The sequence below is a fragment of the Bowmanella yangjiangensis genome (assembly GCF_018531185.1).
GTDB lineage: Bacteria > Pseudomonadota > Gammaproteobacteria > Enterobacterales > Alteromonadaceae > Bowmanella > Bowmanella yangjiangensis.
Window position 1 is genome coordinate 616,467 of the sequence record NZ_JAHDJU010000001.1, and the last position, 21,919, is coordinate 638,385.

14 protein-coding genes are annotated in these 21,919 nt (G+C 50.7%); 12 read left to right on the top strand and 2 right to left on the bottom strand.

Features of this window, described 5'->3' with window-relative positions; all coding sequences use genetic code 11:
• The first annotated feature begins 57 nt into the window (after positions 1-57).
• From KJY73_RS02810 to KJY73_RS02820, 3 genes are all read left to right on the top strand, one after another.
• Positions 58-3,384, top strand: coding sequence for an MHYT domain-containing protein (locus KJY73_RS02810; RefSeq protein ID WP_214340120.1), 3,327 nt, complete (start codon positions 58-60; stop codon positions 3,382-3,384).
• Positions 3,381-4,370, top strand: a complete 990-nt coding sequence (locus KJY73_RS02815) for a response regulator (RefSeq protein WP_214340122.1) — start codon at positions 3,381-3,383, stop codon at positions 4,368-4,370. Before KJY73_RS02810 ends, KJY73_RS02815 begins: the two co-directional genes overlap by 4 nt.
• Before the next feature lie 341 nt (positions 4,371-4,711).
• Entirely contained in the window at positions 4,712-5,182 is a 471-nt protein-coding gene (locus tag KJY73_RS02820; RefSeq protein WP_232848477.1) for an acyloxyacyl hydrolase, read from the top strand.
• A 13-nt stretch (positions 5,183-5,195) separates the two neighbouring features.
• Here the strand turns inward: KJY73_RS02820 and KJY73_RS02825 are convergent, their stop codons facing one another.
• A complete protein-coding gene (locus KJY73_RS02825; RefSeq protein ID WP_214340124.1) occupies positions 5,196-7,739 on the bottom strand; it encodes a bifunctional diguanylate cyclase/phosphodiesterase in 2,544 nt (847 codons plus the stop codon).
• 189 nt (positions 7,740-7,928) lie between these two features.
• Here KJY73_RS02825 and KJY73_RS02830 point away from each other — a divergent pair, with 189 nt between their 5' ends.
• The 6 genes from KJY73_RS02830 to KJY73_RS02855 all read left to right on the top strand — a co-directional run bounded on the left by KJY73_RS02830 (position 7,929) and on the right by KJY73_RS02855 (position 18,460).
• Positions 7,929-11,603: an ATP-binding protein gene (locus KJY73_RS02830; RefSeq protein WP_214340126.1), complete on the top strand. Its 3,675-nt coding sequence runs from the start codon at positions 7,929-7,931 to the stop codon at positions 11,601-11,603.
• Positions 11,600-12,235 carry a condensin complex protein MksE gene (locus KJY73_RS02835; protein WP_214340128.1) on the top strand — a complete coding sequence of 212 codons (636 nt, stop codon included), beginning with the start codon at positions 11,600-11,602 and terminating at the stop codon, positions 12,233-12,235. Before KJY73_RS02830 ends, KJY73_RS02835 begins: the two co-directional genes overlap by 4 nt.
• The gene (locus KJY73_RS02840) at positions 12,232-13,452 is read left to right on the top strand and encodes a phosphoenolpyruvate carboxylase (RefSeq protein WP_214340129.1); all 1,221 of its coding nucleotides are present in this window, start codon (positions 12,232-12,234) and stop codon (positions 13,450-13,452) included. Before KJY73_RS02835 ends, KJY73_RS02840 begins: the two co-directional genes overlap by 4 nt.
• A gap of 168 nt (positions 13,453-13,620) precedes the next feature.
• Positions 13,621-14,592 carry an HlyD family secretion protein gene (locus tag KJY73_RS02845; RefSeq protein WP_214340131.1) on the top strand — a complete coding sequence of 324 codons (972 nt, stop codon included), beginning with the start codon at positions 13,621-13,623 and terminating at the stop codon, positions 14,590-14,592.
• A complete protein-coding gene (rbbA, locus tag KJY73_RS02850) occupies positions 14,589-17,333 on the top strand; it encodes a ribosome-associated ATPase/putative transporter RbbA (protein WP_214340133.1) in 2,745 nt (914 codons plus the stop codon). The genes KJY73_RS02845 and rbbA overlap by 4 nt, the downstream gene beginning before the upstream one ends.
• A 2-nt stretch (positions 17,334-17,335) precedes the next feature.
• Complete coding sequence (locus tag KJY73_RS02855; protein WP_214340136.1) at positions 17,336-18,460, top strand: ABC transporter permease; 1,125 nt, start codon at positions 17,336-17,338, stop codon at positions 18,458-18,460.
• Positions 18,461-18,510: 50 nt separating this feature from the next.
• On the opposite strand, the gene KJY73_RS02860 is transcribed toward KJY73_RS02855, so the two are convergent.
• Positions 18,511-19,260 (bottom strand): class I SAM-dependent methyltransferase, encoded by a 750-nt coding sequence (locus KJY73_RS02860; protein WP_408611358.1) that lies wholly within the window; start codon positions 19,258-19,260, stop codon positions 18,511-18,513.
• Positions 19,261-19,732: 472 nt separating this feature from the next.
• Here KJY73_RS02860 and KJY73_RS02865 point away from each other — a divergent pair, with 472 nt between their 5' ends.
• Genes KJY73_RS02865 through KJY73_RS02875 form a run of 3 tightly spaced genes read left to right on the top strand, consistent with a single transcriptional unit; the run spans position 19,733 to position 21,848 of the window.
• Positions 19,733-20,077 carry a PadR family transcriptional regulator gene (locus KJY73_RS02865; RefSeq protein WP_214340138.1) on the top strand — a complete coding sequence of 115 codons (345 nt, stop codon included), beginning with the start codon at positions 19,733-19,735 and terminating at the stop codon, positions 20,075-20,077.
• 26 nt (positions 20,078-20,103) lie between these two features.
• Positions 20,104-20,682: an HAAS signaling domain-containing protein gene (locus KJY73_RS02870; RefSeq protein WP_214340139.1), complete on the top strand. Its 579-nt coding sequence runs from the start codon at positions 20,104-20,106 to the stop codon at positions 20,680-20,682.
• The gene (locus KJY73_RS02875; protein ID WP_214340140.1) at positions 20,679-21,848 is read left to right on the top strand and encodes a metallophosphoesterase; all 1,170 of its coding nucleotides are present in this window, start codon (positions 20,679-20,681) and stop codon (positions 21,846-21,848) included. Before KJY73_RS02870 ends, KJY73_RS02875 begins: the two co-directional genes overlap by 4 nt.
• The last annotated feature ends 71 nt before the right edge of the window (positions 21,849-21,919 follow it).

Sequence of the window (21,919 nt, forward strand, 5' to 3'; positions counted from 1 at the left end):
GCTTGCCAGATGTTCATGCCACGGTATGATTTGACATATCCTTACTTAAGGGAAGTCATGTTGTTGGACTTGCTACGTCACTACTTTACCTACCCTCAGGACAATTTGCTGATGTTTGGCAATTACGATTCCTGGCTAGTACTACTGTCCATTCTGGTTTCTATTTTTTCCTCCTCCATGGCTATGCAACTGGCTGGCCAAGCAAGACAAACAACACAACGAAGCGCTCTATTCTTATTTGCTGGCAGCATAGCGTTGGGGTCTGGGGTGTGGTCTATGCATTTCATCGGCATGTTAGCCTTTGAGTTATGTACAGAAGTAAATTACGCCACTAATCTGACTTTGCTATCCATGCTGCCAAGTATGGGAGCATCCTGGGTAGCCTTGTCACTCATCAGCCGTAAGCAGGTCAGCTTGCTGCAGCTCACATTAGGTGCGGTACTAATGGGTGCTGGCATAGGTACGATGCATTATGTTGGCATGGCAGCCATGCAAATGGCACCAGCACTGAAGTATGACCCCTGGTTGTTCGGGATATCTATCTTTGTGGCGGTGGCCCTGGCTTGGTTATCGTTGTGGGTACGCTTTGGTATCAGACGTTTTACGGCGGCTCAGCTTTCACCCACCGCATTGAATCTGTTCAGTGGTACCGTGATGGGGCTGGCTATCAGCGGTATGCACTATACCGGTATGGCGGCGGCACGTTTTGTGCCACCGGAGGGGATGCAACTTAGCGAGCAGATTAACCATTCTGAAGTGATGGCGCTCGGTATCGCGATTACCACTATTTTGATGACGACTATGGTGGTCATCGTTAACTTGCTGTTCAAATATAGACAAATCAGTCAGGTGGCAAGACGCAATGAAACACGTCTAAAAGCCATGATGGATACAGCGGTTGATGGTGTCGTTACAATAAGTGAAAAAGGCTTAGTGCTGGGTATAAACCAGGCTGCGGAGAAAATCTTCGGTTGGCGGGCTGACGATATTCAGGGCAAAAATGTCAGCATGTTAATGCCTCAGCCGTTTTCTGATGAGCACGATGATTATCTGGGGCGCTATTTGCGTACCGGCGAGGCCAAAATTATTGGCACTGGACGTGAGGTGCTGGCGCTGCACAAATCCGGCGTCACCTTGCCGGTGAGATTGGCTATTGGCCATGCCAGGCTGCCGGGTGAAAACTTATTTGTCGCCTTTATTACTGATATCAGTCAGCGGCTGCGCATGGAAAAGGCGCTAAAAGACAATGAAGCCAAATACCGTTCTTTAATCAGTAACATTCCAGGTGCTGCTTATCGCTGCCAGGCAGATATTGGTTTTGCCATGATATTTATCAGCGAGGCGGTAGAGCAACTGACGGGCTTTGCTGCCGAGGACTTCATCCTGCCCAATCCCAAGCGAAACTTCTCTGATTTATTTCATCCTGAAGACAGAGACAGACTCTTGGAAATGTCCAGCTATGAAGAGCATTTTTGCGTGGAGTACCGGATTATTGACCGCTTCGGCAATGTGCGTTGGATGCTGGACAATGGCGGCCCGGTGCGCAATGAACAAGGGGAAGTGGTTTGGCTGGATGGTTTCATTATGGACATTACCAGCAGAAAACAGATGGAGCAGGAATTACTGGTGGCCAAGGAGCGTGCTGAGCAGGCTGCTGCGGCTCGTTCGGCGTTTCTGGCGAACATGAGTCATGAGATACGTACACCAATGAATGCCATCATTGGCTTTAGCGATGTGTTGGTGAATAGTCAGCTTGATCAAGAGCAGCAACGGCATCTGAAAACCATCAATCAGTCAGCCCGATCACTGTTGCATCTACTCAACGACATTCTTGACAGTGCCAAGTTAGAAAAGGGCAAGCTGGAACTAGAGTGGCGGGATTTCTCTATGATGGAGTTAACCGACCAAGTAGTGTCTACCTTGTGGTTACAAGCGCGCAAAAAGGGTTTGGAGCTGACTCTGCATCTTGCCCCTGAATTACATGAATTCTATCGAGGGGCGCCTGACAGAATTCGCCAAGTTTTGACGAATTTGGTCGGCAATGCCATTAAGTTTACTGAGCAAGGCCAGGTCCGGCTGGATGTTGGTGTTGAGCAGGAAGGGATAGTGCGCTTTTGTATCACCGATACCGGCATGGGAATCGAAGCCGAGCGCTTAAAACATATCTTTGAACCCTTCACCCAGGCGGATGCTTCCATGAGTCGGCGTTTTGGCGGAACGGGGTTGGGTACAACCATCAGCAAGCAATTAGTGGAACTGATGGGCGGGCAGATTTGGGCAAACAGTACTCCAGGTGTGGGAAGCACGTTTAGTTTCAGCCTGCCCCTAAATGAAGGCCAACCTGTTGTCGCCGTTGATAAACGTACGGCGGCCAGATTACCTGGTCAGCGCATATTGGTGGCCGACGATATTCAACAGAACCAGGATTTGCTGAAGCTGTTGCTTGGTAATGCCGGACATCAGGTTGTGGTAGTCAGCAATGGACTTGAGGCTCTGGAGCAGGTTAAGCAGCAGAACTTTGATCTGGTATTGATGGATATTCAAATGCCGGAGATGGATGGTTTGGCTGCCAGTCGGGCAATTCGTGCCTGGGAAGCAGAGGTTGGCCGCGAAGCATTACCTATCATTGCCTTAACGGCCAGTGTACTGGATGAGGACAAGCAGGCTGCCAAGGACGCTGGCATGCAAGGCTTTGCCAGTAAGCCTGTGGATATGCCGGCTTTGATCCTTGAGATAGCTAAGGTTCTTGAGCTTGATTTAAAGCCCGTGATTGAGCATAAGCAACCCAGTGCTGAAGCCAAGTTAGTTAACATGAGTAAGGCTTTGCAACTGTGGGGGCAGGAAGCCACTTATATTAAAGAGCTGCTTAGTTTCGTTGGGCGCTATTCGAGCTTGCCAGAACAACTCCAACAGATGCTCGAGAACGCTGATACGGCTGCTCTGCTGGAGCGCGTCCATGCGCTAAAAGGACTCTGTGGTAATTTGGCGCTTGAGACCCTGGCAGATTTATCCATGCAGTTGGAACGTCAAGCCAGGCAGGGCCAGCTAATGCAGAGTGAGAGCGTTATTCAAGCCCTGCAGATACAAATGAACGCACTAGAAAACTGGCTAAGTGAGCAGAGTGAGATGCAGATCACTGATGCAGAACAGCAACTGGTCGCAGACCGTGGTGAATGTCTGGACATACTGCTACGGCTACAGAAAGCGGCCGCTGCCAATGAGTTTGATGATCAAGCTCTTAATGACTTAACTGCGCGTTGTGGGGGCGCTTCCGGTCCTTTAATGGAGGCCATTGTAGAGGCCTTTAATGAATTTGATTTTGTCGCTGCAAGCCAATTGCTTGAGCAGGCGTTGACCATCTTAAATGAGGGGAACAAGCAATGAGTGTGGCAGACCAACCCAGCATTCTGATAGTGGATGACGAACCGGCTAATTTGAAGGTATTGAAACTGGTTTTGCAGGAACAATACCGTTTAATTTTTGCTCGTTCAGGCGAGGAAGCCCTAAACATTGCGAAGCGTGACAAGCCCGACTTGATCTTACTGGATGTGATGATGCCTGGTATGACGGGGTTTGATGTCTGCTTGCAACTAAAAGCTGATACGGCGCTGGCAAGCATCCCCGTGATATTTGTTACGGCGTTGAAAGATGAGGTGGATGAAACCCGTGGTTTTGATTTGGGCGCCGTCGACTACATTACAAAACCTGTTACCCCCGCAGTAGTGAGAGCCAGAGTAAGAACTCACCTGTCATTGGTCAAAGCGGATGAGATTAAGCTGAGTCGTCTTAGGATAATTCAATGCCTTGGACGGGCCGCTGAGTATAAAGACAATGAAACCGGCAACCATGTGCTGAGAATGAGTCACTACGCCAAGATCATTGCGCTGGCGTATGGATTTTCTGAGCAGTACGCCGAAGAGTTACTGCATGCGGCACCTATGCATGATATCGGCAAGATTGGTATTGCAGACCATATTCTACTTAAGCCCGGCAAGCTAACCGCCGAAGAATATCGGGTGATGCAGGACCATCCCGAAATTGGTGCGGAAATCCTCGGAGAATGTGACTCCCGCTTAATGCAGATGGCCAGGACAGTGGCACTCTGTCACCACGAGAAGTGGGACGGCAGCGGATATCCAAAAGGCTTGAAAGGCGAAGCTATTCCCATCGAAGCCAGAATTGTTGCACTGGCTGATGTGTTTGATGCTCTTACCAGTGCAAGGCCTTACAAGGCGGCTTGGTCCATTGATGATGCCTTAGCGCATATTCGTGAACAACAAGGGAAGCATTTTGATCCTGCACTGGTTCCTCTGCTTGAACAGGAAATAGACAGCATTCTGGAAGTCAAAGCGCGCTGGGTAGACAGCTAATATCTTTTTTCCCTTTCTTCTTTTTTGATAAATGCTTAGTGATCAACTGGCTTGATGGGTCACTAAGCAGCGCATTTCTTTTGCTAACCATCTTGTCATATTAATTCGCGTTTACGGGGAATGTTTTCGCTCGTCTGGACTTGTTAACCCTCGTAAACCGGGACAATGATCTCGTTAAAATCATTCATAAATATGATGTATGTGTTGATTATGTATTTTTAATTTGAATTGAAAATACTCATCCCCATAATACTGACATATCTTTTTTGTGAATGTATTTTGCTGTGAAATATATATTTAATTTGTTAATAGGGGCGGCTTTTCTGTTTACACCCAGACTGATGGCAGACCAGGGCATTGCCATCGATTTGTTGCGCGGCGAAGGGGACCTGACTGGCGTCAGACTGGCTTATCGTCCTTACTATGGACAGTTGACCAGCATCGACTGGCTCGGAGAAGTAGATATTTACTTTGAGCTGAGTTTGAACATTTGGGAGTTTAGCGCCGACAGTTTCGACGAAAACAATTTGGTGTTGGCGCTTTCACCAGTGATCAGCAAACAATTTACCACCTTGTATGGCTACCCATTGAAATGGGAATTTGGCATAGGTTTTTCTTTGGTGGATGACACCCGTTTTGCCAACAAAGACATAGGTTCCCACTACCAATTTGAAGATCGTCTGGGATTGGTGCTTCAACTGGAAGACAAAGAATCGCTGTCCCTGCGCTACATGCATTATTCTAATGGGGGGCTGAATGACAAGAATCCAGGTATGGATTTTATCAATCTTTCCTATGCCTGGCGCTTTTAAAGCAAAGCTGGTGTCAGGCGTTGGATGATTCGTCGGCAAATTGCCACTGTATAAGTTTATCTGCGGCCAATGGACGGGCAAAATGGTAGCCTTGAAAGCGTCTGCATCCCATGTCACGCAGATGTTCAACCTGCCATTGCTGCTCGACACCCTCACAGACGATTTCCAAGCCGAGATGATGGCTGATATCAACAATAGCGCTGACCAGCTTATGAGTACTGTCTGTTTGGAGATCATCCACAAAAGACTTATCGATTTTTAAAATATCCAGTGGCAAATCTTTAAGATAGGACAGTGATGAGTAACCTGTACCAAAGTCATCCAGTGCAAGTTTGAAACCCAGTTCACGAAGCTTGTGGAGTTTCTGCAGTGTGCCGGTTTTATCGTTGAGTAAACCGGTTTCCACCAGTTCAATCACGATTTCTGCTGGGTTGATATCGTAGTACAGCATCTGTTTTTGCAGGTTTTCCACAAAGTCAGGATCAAGGAATTGCAATGGCGATACATTGATGGCCAGATGTTTGGGATAGCTAATACCTAGTCTTCGCCAGGTCTGGATCTGCCGAAACACAGCATCAAATAGCCACTGACCCAAAAGGCGGATTAAGCCAGTTTCTTCGGCCACGCTGATAAACAAGTCGGGGCGAATCATGCCTTTTACTGGGTGCGCCCAGCGGATCAGTACCTCTGCGCCCAGCAGTGCACCAGTGGAGGTGGTTTGTGGTTGAAATAACAGGAAAAACTCGCCTTTTTTAATTGAATCGGCCAGCTCTTTTTCTAATAACAAGCGTTCATCAAGCAGACTCTGCAAGGCCGGGTCAAAGCGCCTTATGCCGCCGTTACCTTCTTCTTTGGCTTGTTTTAGGGCGGATTCGACAAAGTGTAACAATTCCTCCTGATTATTGGCCTGGCACGCTTGCGCTGATCCTATGCTTGCAACCAGTTTAAGCTGTCTGCCAGCAAGCTCAATGGGGGTTCGGATCAGGCTCGCGATGGTCTCGCCATGCAGCTTAATCATAGGGTTGTCGGCGGTTGGAATGCCTTGTTTGATAAAGGCAAAGCTGTTACTGCCATAACGAGCTAGCATGTCCCCTTCATTAGCATAGGCGTTAAGGCGTTTGGCTACCTCCTGTAATACCCGATCGCCAATTGCCTGGCCGTGAAGTTTATTGATCTCTTTAAAGCCGTCGATATCGATCAGCAGTAATTGGAAAGTTGGGTAGCGTTGCCAGGTATCTGCGGGTTGGTTGGTCAGCCAATCCCACAGTGCCTTACGGTTCGGCAAATTGGTCAGACTATCAGTGTAGGCCGCACGTTTTAGCCGCTGCTCTGCATGTTCGCGTTGTATTTCTGCGGCGGTGCGTTCGGCAAACAGCATCAGAGTCTGTTCAAATTCACTAATGGCCTCTACATCGTGGCGAAACAGCAGCACTATTACACCAATAGGATTACCGTTGACATCTTTAACCGACATCCCCAGGTAAGCCTGAATATGTTCCTGGGCCAACATTGAATCCTCAGGAAACGTGTGCTGTACATTGCGGTAGTAAGTGCAGCTCTCTTTTTTTTCAAGTCCCTGACAAGGTGAGCCGCTAAGCGGATATACAAATCCCTCGACAGGCTTACCGTCTTTTTGCATGGCTAACACTCGTACTTGTGTAGCCCTCTCTGTATTTGTTTCAAATTGCCCGATAAAGCAAATATCAGCCTGGTAGAGCCGTTGTAATTGCTCAACCTGATTGGCGTAAAAGCTACTGCCATCCTGATACACCATGCCGCGCATCAGCCCTTGCAGGGCTCCGGCAACTCGTTCGCTAGTGGTTAGTGCCAACTGAAGTTTCTCTCGCTGGCGATGTAATTGCTTAGCGACATCAATGCACACCAGAATCAAAAAGTAGTTAAAGGTAAAGCCGACCACTTGTACTGAATTGATGCGACCGGTTTGAATACCAGCGGCAATCAGCCAGGTGATAAAAAGCAGTATCACAAAGATGCTAATGCCTATGGCCATTAACCTTTTGCCCTGGTTCAGTAATACCCAGCAGCGCCACAGCAGCCACAAGATCAGGATCAGCCCGGTCAAATGCAAAAGTATTCCTGCCCAATGTAGCGGGCCAACAAAGTTTTGCAGCGTATAACCAGCATCTCCAGGCCAGGTGACAACCTGTTCAATTCGACTGAACTTGAGGCCATAAGGCAGAATAACGTTCAATATGGCTAAAACCAGCGACCATCCCAGCAGCAGTTGTAGCCATATTTTTTTATTTTGCTGGCGGGTCCAGACCGCAAAGCAGAAATATGCCGCTGGCAGTATGGCGATATAGCAAGCGGTTTGCAGCTTCAGCCAGTAGATGGAAGAAATCTGATCTTGAAGCTGGTGATATTCAAAGGTGGCCCATTGATAAAGCGACACCACCAAGCATAGAAAAAAGAAGGTGGCATACGCCTGGTGACTGCGCTCATACAAGCCGGAAGCCAGAACCAGTAAAGATACCATAAGAATCATGGCGATAGAGGCGGCAAACAGGGCTGGTGTAGACAGAAGACTGATATGCATATGGCCTGTAATCCCTTGCGAAACAACAAAGCGTCTATGTCAGTATCATTCATTCTGCTCATCTATCAAGGTGACACACTATAGTGAATTCCCCCGCGGCCTTGGTATAGAATAGCCGTTTGTGTTTGTAGTCCATGGGCCATGCGGCCTGCCTCCGGATGGATACGCCATCCGTGTACAAGGAACTTTATGCCTGGATTAGTCCGCCTGATACTGATTGATACCCACCTGCCAGGGGTGGTTGAATTAAAACTAGATGGTCACACCAACATATGCGGCACCAATGCCTCGGGTAAAACCACCTTACAGCGCTTGATTCCGGTTTTTTACGGCGAATATCCCAGCCGCGTGGTACCAGCCACTCGTGATAGCTTCGAACGTTGGTATTTACCCCGCGAGTCGAGCTTTATTATTTATGAATATCGCAGTGGTGAAGAAGAGCTTTGCCAGTTAGTACTGACTTCCACAGGTAATGGTGTCAATTATCGCTTCATTGCCAAGGGCTTTGATCTGGATGACTACCTGTACCAGAACAAAAGCGGTAAGCACACCAGTCTGCCGGCTGTTGAGCAAGCAAGGGCATTGGCGCGAAACGGCTTTACCGTCAGCAAACAGCTTAATACTAAAGATTTTCGTGCCGTGTTGCAGAATGATCGTGGCGTGATGAACTCGTCCAGCAATGGCCGTGAACTGCTGGGTTATGCACGCATTTTCGCGCTGTGTGAAGCGCAACAGAGCCTGCGTCATATTGAAAAATTGGCCAAAGCTGTGCATTCCCGTGAAGGCAAGATGGAAACCATCAAGGCCATGATCGCCGCCATTTTGGAAGAGGACGGCGTACAGCCGCCAAGCTCGGGTCTGAGCCGCAACAAGGTGGAAGATTGGATCCGCGAGTGTCACCTGATCAAGGAATTTGACGCCATTCGTCCGCAGTTTAGCCGCTTGGAACAGGCTAATCATGAGTTAAGCCAAAGTGAGTTGCGCCTGGCACAGCTGCGCCAACAATTCTCAGTGGACCTGACCCAATTGGCGGCCAGCATAGTGCAGCATGATGGCAAGCTGGAAGAAACCATATTGACTCTGCGTAAGCAGGAAAGCGACTGGGCTATCACCCGTGACGGTCTGAATCAGCAACTCTCCGAAGCCAAAGCCGAAGTCCGTACCTATGAAAGCGATCTGGAAAGGGTCGAAAAGGAGTACCTGGATTGGCAGGATAAAGACATTGAAAGCCTGCAGAAGAACCTCAACCAACTAACGCAGTGGCAAAGCCAGTTAGATGGTGCACAGGCTCGCTACAGCTTGTTGACCGATCAGCATCAGGATGTGGAGTCCAGCTATAACAAACAGTTAGCTGGCATCAGCGAAAAGCTTAGCCAGGAGCAGGAGCTTTATGGTGAGAAGCAGCAGGAACTGAAAGAGAAACTGGCCGATGCCCGTACCGACGAACAGCGCAAATTGGCTGAGCTGCGCCAGGACTACCAGCAGCAGCTGAGCACTGCCCAGCAGGACTATCAACTGCGCTTGCAGGAGCTGAAAGTACAGCATGCAGAGTTGTCTGCGGCCCTGCGCAATGCCGGTTTTAACGAGTTTGAGCAAAGCCAGGTGGTGCTGCTGGAAGAGAGCATTCAGGAAGCTGCCGAACTGGAAGACAGCGGGCGTGACAAACAGCGTCGCCTAAATCAGGAGCTGAGCCAGGCCAATAAGTCACGCGGTCAGGCAGCCAATGAGCTGGAACAGGCCCGCAAGCAGTTTGCCAAGGCCCAGCAGCAGGTTGACAAGATTGAAGCGCTGCTTTATCCGGGCCAGGGCAGTTTGCTGGAATTTGTGCGTCGCGAATTACCGGATTGGCCGCAATCACTGGGTAAAGTCATCAATGCCGAGCTGTTATCCCGCCAGGATTTAAAACCGCAATTCAGTGACGCCCAAGACAGCCTGTTTGGGCTGAAGCTGGACTTATCCCTGCTGGATACCCCTGAGTATGCCCACAGTGAACAGCAATTGCAGGCGCAGCTCGATGAGGCACAGCGTTTACTGGCTGAAGCAGTGGAACAACAGAACCTGGCCGAGCAGAAGCTGGCACAGGCATCTGAAGCGGTGCGTAATCAGGAACTGAAACAAGCCCAGGCTGACAGCGAACAGCGTACCCTGGAAGCCAACCGTAAGCGTTTGCAACAGGATAAAGAGCAGCTACTGCAGGAGTATCGTGCGGCCCTGGCGGAACGTAAGCAGCAGAACAAAGACCGTCTGAAGGACAATGAAAAGCGTCAGCAGCAGGTCGAAGGCCAGCAACAGCAAGCTCTGGCTGAAATCCGTGACCAGCAGCGTGACGCCGAAACCGAGCTGCAGTTCCATTGGCAGCAGGTGACAGACGATTTACGTAGTCAGATCACGCAGGTTGAGCAGCATATTCAACACAGCCGTCAGCAAGCCTCCAATGACAAGAAGCAGGCACAGCTGTGGCTGCAAAATGAATTGGCCAAACGTGGCGTGGATGTGGACGAAATCGCCGCGTTGCGTAAGCAGATTGAGACCCTCAAAGCCGACATTCTGAAAACCGAGAAAAGCCGTGGGCTAGTGAAAGATTACGAGCACTGGCATGCCACTGTGTATCTGCAGCACAAGGTCACCTGGCAGCAAGGCCTGGCTCGCGCCCGTAAGGTGCTGGCGGAATCGGAACGTGAACTGGCCAAGCAGGAAGGGGCCTACAAAGAGCAGCGTATTCAGTTAAAAGAACTGCAAACCCAGATGGAGCAGTTACTGAAAAATGCCCGTGAGCAGGAGCTGGATGTTAAGAATCTGCATGCGCAGTTAAACCGCCTAAGCCTGCCTAAAGCCGAGGTGGCGGCGGATAAAGCTAGTATCGGCCAGCGTTTGGGTGAAGGTCAGCAATTGCTACAAGGCCGTGACAAACTGCTCAGCGACATCAAGGCCTATGTAGAGCATTTTGATTCTCTGATCGCCAGTCAGGCCGGTACCGGCTTGGCCGAAACCTGGGAGCGCTCCAGAGAAGAATGTGCGGTAGTCAATGCCCAGGGCGTACGCACTGTGGAGCATCGCCGTCTGGTCAGTCATTTGGATCAGTTACTTAATGTATTGATCCCGCAAAAACTGCAAGGGTTGCGGGATTTGGGCCGTACCTTTGGTGCCGACCTCAGTCAGTACTACAAGGTACTGGAAGATATCGACAAGCGTATCGTCACCCAAAGCCGTCGTATTAGTCAGGAAGTGGAAGAAGAGCTGTTCCTGGATGGCGTTTCAGACTCGGCCGTGCGTATTCGTTCCCGCATCAGCGAGCTGGAGTTCTGGCCTGAGCTAACTCAGTTTAATCGTTTGTATCAGGAATGGTTGGAAGATGGTGCCGCTGATCTACCGCCCGATGACTATGCCATGAGTATGCGCCGGGTGATGGACATTCTTGGTCGCGCGGCACTGGCCGGTGGCATTGGTAAGCTGCTGGATATTGAATTGCAGCTGAGGGAAGGCAAGAGCGACCTGGTGATTCGTACCGACCGTCAGCTTAACGAGTCGTCCAGCCATGGTATGGCTTACCTGATTTTGTGTAAGTTTCTACTAGCCTTTACCCGCTTGTTGCGTGGTAAGGCGGATGCGGTGATCCACTGGCCGATTGACGAGTTGGGTACCTTGCACCAAAGCAACGTGAAGAAGATTTTCGATGCCTGTCAGAACAACAATATCTCTGTTGTTGGCGCGTTCCCGAATCCGGAGTCCGAAGTCTTGACCTTGTTTGATAACCGCTACCTTATCGATAAAGCAAGCCGCAAACTGCAAGTGGTACAGCCCAAGGTCAGCGCCATTAGTGAGCGCTTGCGTCAACGTAATCAAGAGCAGGAGAAAAGCGCATGATCAGTGAACAAGGTCGTATTTTAGAACGTTTGCTGTCTGGCGATTTTATCTGCGAAATCAGTGATGAAGACGGCTGGCGTTATCTGAAGCAAAGTGCCAATTTTGAGGCGGTGGACCAGTACCTAGGCACGCTGAATCGCAGCTTGTCATCGGCTGCCGATGGGCAGGTCTATTTTGCTGCTTACCGCACTTTGGGTGATGGTGAGCGAAAAGTCTTATCCAGTCAGTTCCAGGAAATTGCCGCAGGCTTACTGCCCTTGGTGGAATGGTTGTTGTTAGTGCAGCAAAGCAGTGGCTCGGACGTTCCTGTAACGCAGGGCAGCACCATTCGTTCTAATGAACTGCAAACCACTATCGAAGACACGCCAGCCTATAAAGAGCAACTGGCTAAAATTGCGCGTTACCGGTTGTTTAATTCCAACAGTACCGAGGTGGTTGGTCAGCTTAACCTGGTGTTCAAGCGTTTAACGGAATTGGGTTACCTGCTCAGACCTAACCCTGACAAGCAGATTTATATTGCTACCGGCAAAATAGATTATCTGTACGAAGTGCTGCGCTTTATCGATGAAACCGAAGCGTTGTCACTGGCAGAGCAGGCTGAGTCTGCCATTGCTCAGGGGAGCCTGCTGTGAACCAGAACCTGCATCAGGCCGGGGTAAAACTGCTTAACGCCTTGTCGCGCAATGCTGATCTGATCATGCAGGTGTACTTAAGTGGCACCCTACATGAAGGCGATGCCAGCCCCGGCGCGGTGGATAACCTCAAAAAGCTGGGGATTTTATGGCGCCCGGAGGCTGGTGGCCCGCTTAGGTTAAAGAAAGCTGTCCGTACGTTACTGGAAGGTAGCTTACAGGATGAGCGCAATCGGCAGATAGACACCAACATAGGGTCGACTCTGGCCAGCCTGAAAACCTTGGCGCAGCACTATAAGGAAGCCCTGGCTCACCATCGTTATGCCGAAGCTCAGGCACATATGAACGACTTGTCCGAGCATGTTTATGCCCTGACCGAATCTCTGGGCAATAGCGTGCGAGCCCTGTTCAGCCGGATCAATAACGAGTTTGGCTATGTGGCCTCCATTGATGCCAAGATACGGGAAAACGAGCTGGCGCAAAGTCAGGTGTCCGAATTACTCAGCCAACTGGAGATGTTTCGCTTCGACGAACTGTCTGAAGTGGCTGGCAGCATACGTGAACTGCGCCATTTGTTGGTGGTGGCTTTGCAGCAAAGCTTTGCGCGCTGTACCCAGGAACTGAGTATCGCGCAGTCTCGTTTGTTGGAGTTACTGGGGCGTTTCCGTGAATTTCGTGGCAAAACCCGGCTGCTTAAGGGCTTTTTACTGCATATGGAGCAGCAGCCTGACTTTGCTCCGGCGAATTATGCTAACCACAGTCAGGTGCCAGCCTTATTTAATCTGGCCAAGCCCTTGTTACAACCGGCGGCAGTGGATGTAAATCGGGTTGATCACGAACAGGACTTGCTGCTGTTGGTGGGTCGCATTAAAGCCCTGCACCGTGCAGACAAACCCATCGATGAACAGCGTGCTGCACAGAGTATTGAGGTTGAAAATCAGGGCCAGGTGGAACTGGACGACAAAGCCATTCACCAGGCGGTGGAAGCCTACTTCTGTGAGGTTATTGATACAGGCCAGCGGTTGACAGCCCTGCAATACCTGACCAAGCAAGGGCTGGATTTTGATCCCGAAGTCTGGATTTATCAGGTTATTGGCGGATATCAGGGCCTGGCAGAAGAAGACCGTAAATTTTTTGCTCTGGAGCCCGAGGTTGAGGATCATCCCATCTTCACCGGTAATAATATTGTCCGTGATATTGAACTGGGCCTCAGATAACTTCGCATCTACTCATATTTAGCAGCCGGTATTCTTCCGGCTGCTGTATCGCATTTTTGCCGCTTTTAAAAACCTTGTTTGATGTCAACAACCTGTCAGCAAAAACCTGATAGAGTGACACTTCAATTGCTCCTTTGTACCTGAAGAAACACAAGGATAGGGTTATCCATGGCAAGTAAAAAACACATCGCTCTGTTTGCTATCGCAATCGTCTCCGTTGCCGCCGGACTGTGGTGGTGGAATCAGCCAGATTTGCCACAAGGTATAGTGACGACCAACGGCCGCCTGGAAGCCACTCAGATAGATGTGGCCAGCAAGGTGGCTGGACGGGTAGAGGAAGTGTTGGTACAAGAGGGCCAAATGGTACAAAGCGGTGATCTGTTGGCTCGCATTGATAACCAGCAGCTTGTCGCCAAGCAGGCCGAAGTGCAGTCTAAGGTCGAGCAGGCGTTGTTGGCCGTGGAAGAGGCAAAAGCGGGTGCCGAGCAGCGCCAGAGCCAACTGACCCTGACTGAATCGGAGCTGGCACGCATTCAGGCCCTGGTGGCAAAAAAGTTATTGTCACAAGATAAGCTGGATCAGGCCCGCGCCCAGTTTGACTCAGCCTCCGCGGCATTGAGGCTGGCCAATGCCAGTACTGAGCGGTTGCAGGCCAGTGTCAATGAGGCGAAAGCCGCCCAACAGGAGCTGCAGAGTCTGCTGGATGACACGCAAATTCACGCGCCGGGCAGTGGCCGGGTTCAGTATAAACTGGCGCAGGCCGGAGAAGTACTGGCGGCCGGTGGCCGGGTAGTGACCTTGCTTGATCTCTCTGATGTGTATATGACGGTGTTTCTGCCAGCAGATGTGGTAGGTAAGCTGGGTATCAATGATGAAGCGCGCCTGATCCTGGATCCCATTCCCCATTACGTGGTGCCGGCCAAGGTCAGCTTTATTGCTGCCGATGCGCAGTTTACTCCTAAGTCAGTGGAAACCCGCGATGCCCGTGACAGCTTAATGTTCAGGGTTAAACTGGCTATTGATCCGGCGCTGTTGAAGAAATATCAGGAGAAGGTCAAAACCGGTGTGCGCGGTATGGCCTATGTGCGTGAGTCGGCGGATATCCAATGGCCAGACAGCCTCAACGTTAACTTGCCATGAGCCAGCTAACCTCTTCGAGTGACGTGGTTTACCTGGAGAACGTCGCGCATCGCTATGGCGAGCAGCCTGCACTGACACCTCTCAGTCTGTCCATTCCAGCAGGCTGTATGGTGGGAATCATCGGCCCTGATGGGGTGGGTAAATCCACCCTGCTGGCGCTGATTTGTGGCGTGAAACGCTTGCAACAGGGAAGGTTGCAGGTGCTTGGCGAAGATATGGCCACTTCACGCGCCCGCCGTCAGCTTTTACCTCGTATTGCCTATATGCCGCAGGGATTGGGTAAAAATCTTTATCCCACCCTGAGCGTGCAGGAAAATCTGCGTTTTTTTGCCCAGCTTTTCGGTTTAAGCCACAAGGCCAGCGAACAGCGCATTAACCGACTGACCGAGGCGACCGGCTTGGCCCCGTTTCTGGATCGTCCTGCCGGTAAACTGTCTGGCGGTATGAAACAAAAACTCGGGCTGTGCTGTGCGCTTATCCACGATCCGGACTTGTTGGTGCTGGATGAGCCCACCACCGGCGTGGACCCGCTTTCCCGACGTCAGTTCTGGCAACTTATCGATGAAATTCGTGCGGCCAGACCAACTATGAGTGTGCTGGTCGCCACCGCCTATATGGAAGAAGCGCAGCGCTTTGACTGGCTGATGGCCATGGATGATGGCCAGGTGATTGCCACCGGCAGTCCGGCGCAGTTGCTGGCGAAAACCGCCAGTCAGGATCTTGAGCAAGCCTTTATTGCCCTGTTGCCGGACAGTAAACGCCAGCATCACCAGGCCGTTGAGGTTACCCCGCCCGGGAATTTTGATGGTCCGCCAGCTATTGAAGCTAAGGAGCTCACGCGTCGCTTCGGCGATTTCGTGGCAGTGGATAAGGTGTCATTTCGTATCGAGCGAGGAGAGATCTTTGGTTTTCTCGGCTCCAATGGCTGCGGTAAAACCACCACCATGAAGATGCTGACCGGCCTGTTACCCTTTTCCAGTGGGGAGGCCAGATTATTCGGGCGTTTGCCGGATGCCGGGGATATGCAAACCCGTAAGCAGGTCGGCTATATGTCACAGAGTTTCTCCTTGTACGCGGAACTTTCTGTGTTGCATAACCTGACCTTGCACGCCCGCTTGTATGGATTGGATGAGGCTTATGCCAAGCAGCGTATTGCTCAGCTTTTAGTGGACTTTGAGCTTTCTCAGGTAAAGCATAGCTTGCCGCAAAGCCTGCCACTGGGGATACGGCAGCGTCTGCAACTGGCGGTGGCGGTGTTGCATGAACCGCAGGTATTGATCCTCGATGAACCCACCTCGGGCGTGGATCCAGTAGCGCGGGATCAATTCTGGCGACAGTTGCTCAGGCTTTCCCGCGAACAGGGCGTCACCATTTTTATTTCCACCCATTTTATGAATGAGGCGCTGCGCTGTGACCGTATTTCATTGATGCATGCCGGTAAAGTGCTGGCGGTGGGGAGCCCTGCCGAGCTAACCGCGCATCGTAACGCTGTAAGTCTTGAGCAGGCCTTTATTGCCTATCTGGAAGAAGCCGCCAATACGCAAACCCAGGGCCGGGTGCAAGACGCCAATTGGGAAAGTGAAGTACCGCAAGTCAAGACGGTATCACCGCAGAGAAATGCGCTGAAACGTTGGTGGGCCTACGCTTGGCGGGAAAGCCTGGAAATCCGGCGAGACCCAATACGTTTAATGTTTGCTTTACTGGGTCCGCTACTGCTTATGCTCACCTTTGGTTATGGCATTTCATTTGATGTGGATAATTTGCGTTACGGGGTGCTGGATTATGATCAGTCCAGGGAAAGCCGGGTGATGCTGGAAGGGCTGGATGGCTCAAACTATTTTACCCGTCAACCCGCCCCTGCCGATATTAATGAGGGGTTAAATCAGCTGCGCACAGGCGAACTGAGTTTGCTGCTGGAAATCCCCCCGGCATTCGGACGGCAGTTAATGAGTGGCCAGCAGCCGCAGATTGGCGCTCTGATTGATGGTGCTATGCCGTTTAAGGCCGAAACCAGTGCAGGCTATCTGAATGCCGTGTTGCTTGGCGAACTAACCCGTTTGCAGGCTGGGCAATCGCAATCAGCTGGCCTCAGCATGCCGGTAGAAGTGCAGAGTCGCTTTCACTTCAATCAAGCCTTTGAAAGCCGTTTTGCCATAGTGCCAGGGGTGGTGATGCTAATGTTAGCCTTGATCCCAGCCATGATGACCGCGCTCGGCATTGTGCGGGAGAAAGAAACTGGCTCAATCGCCAACTTTCAATCCACTCCCACAAGGCGGCTGGAGTTCTTATTGGGTAAACAAGCGCCCTACGTGCTGATTGCCTTTATCAGCTATCTGCTGCTGATGCTGATGGCGCTGCTGGTGTTTCAAGTGCCGGTAAAAGGCTCGTTTTGGGTGCTGAGTTTAGGTGCGCTGCTGTATGTGACGGCGACTACCGGCTTTGGTCTGGTGCTGTCCTCCTTTACCCAGACACAAGTGGCGGCGCTGTTTGCTGCTGCGGTGCTGAGTATTCTACCGGCGGTGAATTTCTCCGGCTTGTTAACCCCGGTGTCATCGCTGGAAGGGGCTGGGCGCTACCTGGGCTTGGCGTTTCCCTCTGCCTGGTTTCAGCAAATCAGTATCGGCAGTTTCACTAAAGCCTTGTCCTTTACTCAGCTGTGGCCCAATCTGCTGGCGCTGGCGGGCTTTGTTGTACTCTTTACCTGGCTGGCGTGGCTGGGTCTGCATAAGCAGGAGCGCTGAGTATGCAGTGGCGTCATGTATGGCAATTAGGCGTAAAAGAGCTGTTCAGCCTCAAGGCGGATCCTGTACTGCTGGGTCTGATCTTCTATATTTTTTCGGTGGCGGTGTATACCGTGGCCACCGGGGTAAATTTTGAAGTGCGCAATGCCGCGGTAGCTGTAGTGGATGAAGATGACTCACCGCTATCCAGGCAAATCACCTCAGCTTTGTTAGCCCCTCAGTTCCAGAGCGCTGTGAAGATCTCTGCCCGGCAACTGGACAGCGTATTGGAGCAAGGAGAGTTTGTTTTTGTGCTGGTGTTCCCTCCTGATTTTGAACGGGACTTGCTACAGGGAAAACGGCCCCAGGTGCAATTAAATGTAGATGCCTCGGCCATGACTCAGGCGGGCAATGGTGCCACTTATATTCAGCAGATTATTCAGGCCGAAAGCCTGGCTTATCTGGCGCCAGGGCTGGATTTCGCAGCTGGCCTGCCGGTCAGGCTGGAGGTGCGTAAACTGTTTAATCCGAACGCTGATTCGGCCTGGTTCAACTCGGTGATGCAGGTCATTAATAGTGTGACCATGTTGGGCATTATTCTCACCGGGGCTGCGCTGATCCGTGAGCGGGAACACGGCACTATAGAGCATTTGCTGGTGATGCCGGTAACCCCCGCGGAGATTATGCTGGCTAAAGTCTGGGCAAACGGTCTGGTGATTCTAGTGGCGACGTTACTGTCTTTGGCCCTGGTGGTGCATCAAATGTTGGGTGTGCCCATTCAAGGTTCGGTGCTGTTATTTACTCTCGCCACTGCGTTGTATCTGTTCTCTGTTACCTCGCTGGGTATCATGCTCGGCACGCTGACCCGCACTATGGCGCAGTTTGGCTTATTAGTGATCCCTGTGGTGGTGGTGATGTATTTGCTCTCTGGCGGAACCACACCGCAAGAAAGTATGCCGGATTGGCTGCGCTGGATAATGCAACTGTCGCCGTCCACTCACTATGTGTCGCTGGCGCAGGATATCTTGTATCGGGGGGCTGGCTGGCAATTGGCCTGGCCACTGCTACTGGTGTTACTGGCGATTGGTATGGTGTTTTTCGGGATTGCCCTCTCGCGTTTTCGCAAAGCCATTGTCAGTATGGGATAGCCTATGTCTAGGGATATAAAAAAAGCGCCGCATAGCGGCGCTTATAAAGCTTATTTCTTGACGAACTTCAGGGTCATACGGTCACTTTCACCTATGGCCTGATATTTGGCCTTATCTTCCTCACCTAAACGCAGGCTGGGGGGTAAGGTCCATACGCCTTTGGGGTGGTCGGCTGTGTCTTTGGGGTTGGCATTCACATCTGACTCAGCAGCCAGGGTGAATCCCGCTTGCTCAGCAATGTTTACGACAAAAGATTGATGCATATAACCGCTACGGTCCTGGTCTGATGCAGGACGATCGGCTGGCAGTCTATGTTCAACGACACCTAATACGCCGCCCGGTTTCAAGGCCTTGGCGAAGGCTTTAAAGCTTGCCAGCACATTCTCTTCGCCGCCATTCATATACCAGTTATGTACGTTGCGGAAGGTCAGCACCATATCTGCACTGCCGGCCGGAGCGATATCCAACTTTGCCGGTGGCTGGAAGATACTGACTTGCACCTTGCCATACATATCCGGGTTGGCGGCCAGCTTTTCGCTGAAACGCTTGTGGGCATTCTGGTAATACTTCACCTCGGACTCAGGATCGAAGCCCGCGGCATAGTAAGTACCACTATCTTTGAGGTAAGGAGCCAGGATCTCGGTGTACCAGCCACCACCGGGGGAGATTTCCACTACTGTCATATCTGGCTTAATACCAAAGAACTCCAGGGTTTGCTTTGGATGACGATACTGGTCACGGGCCTGATAATCAGCAGTGCGCTGGGCACCGTTAATGGCACTGTCGAGGCTGTCGGCCATGGCAAAGCCACTGACACCCAAGGCAAGGCTCACCGCGCATAAAAGCTTTTTCATTGTCACTATCCTTTGTTGTGTTGTTGATTTTATTACGGCTTAAAAAACCTGTTCAGCTTACAGAGCAATCAAAGCTTTGAAAACTTTCATCGACCAGGGTAGTTAGTTGTAACAAGGTGTTTAGCGAGGAGCATAGGCTGGTTAGCTAACTCATTGTATTCGGATCTGCAGCACAATTTGCCTCGTCAGATATCGGCAAACACCTTGGTTTAACGGGGTTCAGGTACACCTGACCAGAGTAACCTGAGCGACCTTGGGCACACCACTTTTTGCTTCGCTGTATTGCCGCTCCTCTCCTTCGGCTATCCATGATGCGCCATTCCCAACCTTCTTAAAGGAAAAATGTTTTTGCATTTTTCAAAACTATGCATTACAAAGTTACTATGTATTGCATAGTATGATTTTATACATAGTTAAAATGAATAAATTGACCGACGTTATTGCTAAGTGGGAGGCCCAGCTCAGAAAGGGCACCCTTGAGCTGGCTATTTTGGCTGCGCTGGATAACCAGACCAGGTACGGCCTGGAGTTACTGAATTTTTTGCACGGCTATCCTTCGCTGGTAATAACCGAAGGCACCCTGTATCCGCTATTGGACAGGCTCAAACGTGACGGTGTGATTAGCGCCTACTGGCAACAGGAGGGGGACACCAGGCCCAGAAAATACTTCACCTTGACCGATCTTGGGCGACAAAAGCTGACGCTGCTTAATGAGCGCTGGCAGCAGTCCATGCAGGATATAAATCAAATACTTACCAAGTAACTTTGGTTGAAATGGGAAGAACAAAAATGTCAGAACACCAAATCATTCATGCTTATTTAAAGAGTTTAGAAAAATACCTGGCCAGACTGGATAAGGCAGATGTGGATGAAGTGATCCGCGAAATTGAAAGCCATATATACGATGCCATAGAGCAACAAGATGAAAACGGCCGGCCTGCCGAGGTTCAGCGTGTGCTTGCTGGCTTTGGCGAGCCCAGAGTGTTAGCACAACGTTATGTTGAACACATCCTCAACGGCGCGCCCCCACCTGCCGGATTCAAAGCTATTCAACTGGTTAAGCGGGGTGCCACCAAGGGGCTGATTATTTCCATGGCGGTGTTTGGTTACAGCCTGGTTATCGGCTTACTCGGCCTGTGCGTATATAAGTTTATTGAGCCCCTGAGTGTTGGCGTATGGTCTACGGCGGGGGGCAATAGCTTTGTTATAGGTGCGCTCAGTCAGCCTTATCCGGCCAGCGATGAGTTATTAGGCTGGTGGTTTATTCCCCTGGCGCTGGCTGTCTCACTGGTGATTGGCTTTCTGACCACCAGAGTCGTGAGTGTACTCGCCAATAACCTGTCAAAAGCTGAGAGGGTTGTCCGATGAAAGCTCGAATCTGGCGGGCACTGCGTAATTTTGTAGCGTCGATACTGGTGCTGATTACGCTGTCTTTTATCGGCATCATTGCATTCGGTGGTTCAGTGAACATTGGTGATGATCCACTAATGGCAAAGCTGGACGGAGAGGGGCCGCATGTCTTTTTTAGCGATGAGCAGATGCAGGTCAATTACATTCGAGGTGACCGCCAATCGGGTTTTCATATTGACAGTAGAGCCTATGCATTTGACCAGACGGTGCGCGCCGAAGTGCACTTTCCCTTGGATAACAGTCGTTTTGAGTTGAGCTTACATAGCCAGATAGTGCCGCCACCAGTGGAATATAAAACCGAGCAGAAGATCATCGCTATTTCCGATGTGGAAGGCGGCTTTAAGGGATTCAGGGATTTCTTGCTTGCCCATAAGGTTATCAATGATTGCCTGTGCTGGGCGTTTGGCAAAGGGCATCTGGTGTTGGTTGGTGACTTTGTCGACCGCGGATTCTCCACCACACAAGTGTTGTGGCTTATCTACAAGCTTGAACAGGAAGCCAGAGACGCGGGTGGTATGGTGCATTTTATTTTGGGTAACCATGAAATTAAAAATCTGCAGGGCAATTTTCAAAAAGCGGCGTTCAAATATTTCTATGTTGCTGGTGCGCTGGGTAAAAGACAGGACGAGTTGTATGGCCCTGATTCCTTATTAGGACGTTGGTTAGCCAGCAAAAATACCCTGGAGCGGATTAATAACACACTGTTTGTGCATGGCGGAATTCATCCCTACCTGGCAGAGATGGACTTTACCCTGCAGCAAGTCAACGACATCGTCAGAGCCAACTACAGCAAAGTGTACGTACCTGGTGTGAATGATGGACATCAAGAGTTTTTGCTCTCCACCGAGAACGGGCCGTCTTGGTACCGCGGCTACTTTTCTGGCGATCTGTCAGTTGAAGAGGTGGAGCGTGGGCTGCAGAAGTTTAATGCCGATACGGCAGTTGTCGGACATACGATGAAATGGCGGGTGAGCAAAATGTATGATGGCCGGGTGTATGCCATTGATGTGCAGCAGCCTCGTGATTACCGAGCCCAAATTCCGTCAGGTAGTTCGCAGGGGCTGCTGATAGAAAATGGTGTTTATTACCGATTGTTAGACGATGGGGAAAGGCAAGCCTTGTAGCTGGAAGGGCAGCCCATCAGCACAAGGTTTCAAACTAACTCGGCGTCTTTGTTGCTCGGTGAATTCAATTT

Coding starts and splice junctions, on each gene's coding strand:
- KJY73_RS02810 (WP_214340120.1), top strand. CDS start 58: ATGTTGTTGGACTTGCTACGTCACTACTTTACCTACCCTCAGGACAAT.
- KJY73_RS02815 (WP_214340122.1), top strand. CDS start 3,381: ATGAGTGTGGCAGACCAACCCAGCATTCTGATAGTGGATGACGAACCG.
- KJY73_RS02820 (WP_232848477.1), top strand. CDS start 4,712: ATGGCAGACCAGGGCATTGCCATCGATTTGTTGCGCGGCGAAGGGGAC.
- KJY73_RS02825 (WP_214340124.1), bottom strand. CDS start 7,739: ATGCATATCAGTCTTCTGTCTACACCAGCCCTGTTTGCCGCCTCTATC.
- KJY73_RS02830 (WP_214340126.1), top strand. CDS start 7,929: ATGCCTGGATTAGTCCGCCTGATACTGATTGATACCCACCTGCCAGGG.
- KJY73_RS02835 (WP_214340128.1), top strand. CDS start 11,600: ATGATCAGTGAACAAGGTCGTATTTTAGAACGTTTGCTGTCTGGCGAT.
- KJY73_RS02845 (WP_214340131.1), top strand. CDS start 13,621: ATGGCAAGTAAAAAACACATCGCTCTGTTTGCTATCGCAATCGTCTCC.
- rbbA (WP_214340133.1), top strand. CDS start 14,589: ATGAGCCAGCTAACCTCTTCGAGTGACGTGGTTTACCTGGAGAACGTC.
- KJY73_RS02855 (WP_214340136.1), top strand. CDS start 17,336: ATGCAGTGGCGTCATGTATGGCAATTAGGCGTAAAAGAGCTGTTCAGC.
- KJY73_RS02860 (WP_408611358.1), bottom strand. CDS start 19,260: ATGGCCGACAGCCTCGACAGTGCCATTAACGGTGCCCAGCGCACTGCT.
- KJY73_RS02865 (WP_214340138.1), top strand. CDS start 19,733: ATGAATAAATTGACCGACGTTATTGCTAAGTGGGAGGCCCAGCTCAGA.
- KJY73_RS02870 (WP_214340139.1), top strand. CDS start 20,104: ATGTCAGAACACCAAATCATTCATGCTTATTTAAAGAGTTTAGAAAAA.
- KJY73_RS02875 (WP_214340140.1), top strand. CDS start 20,679: ATGAAAGCTCGAATCTGGCGGGCACTGCGTAATTTTGTAGCGTCGATA.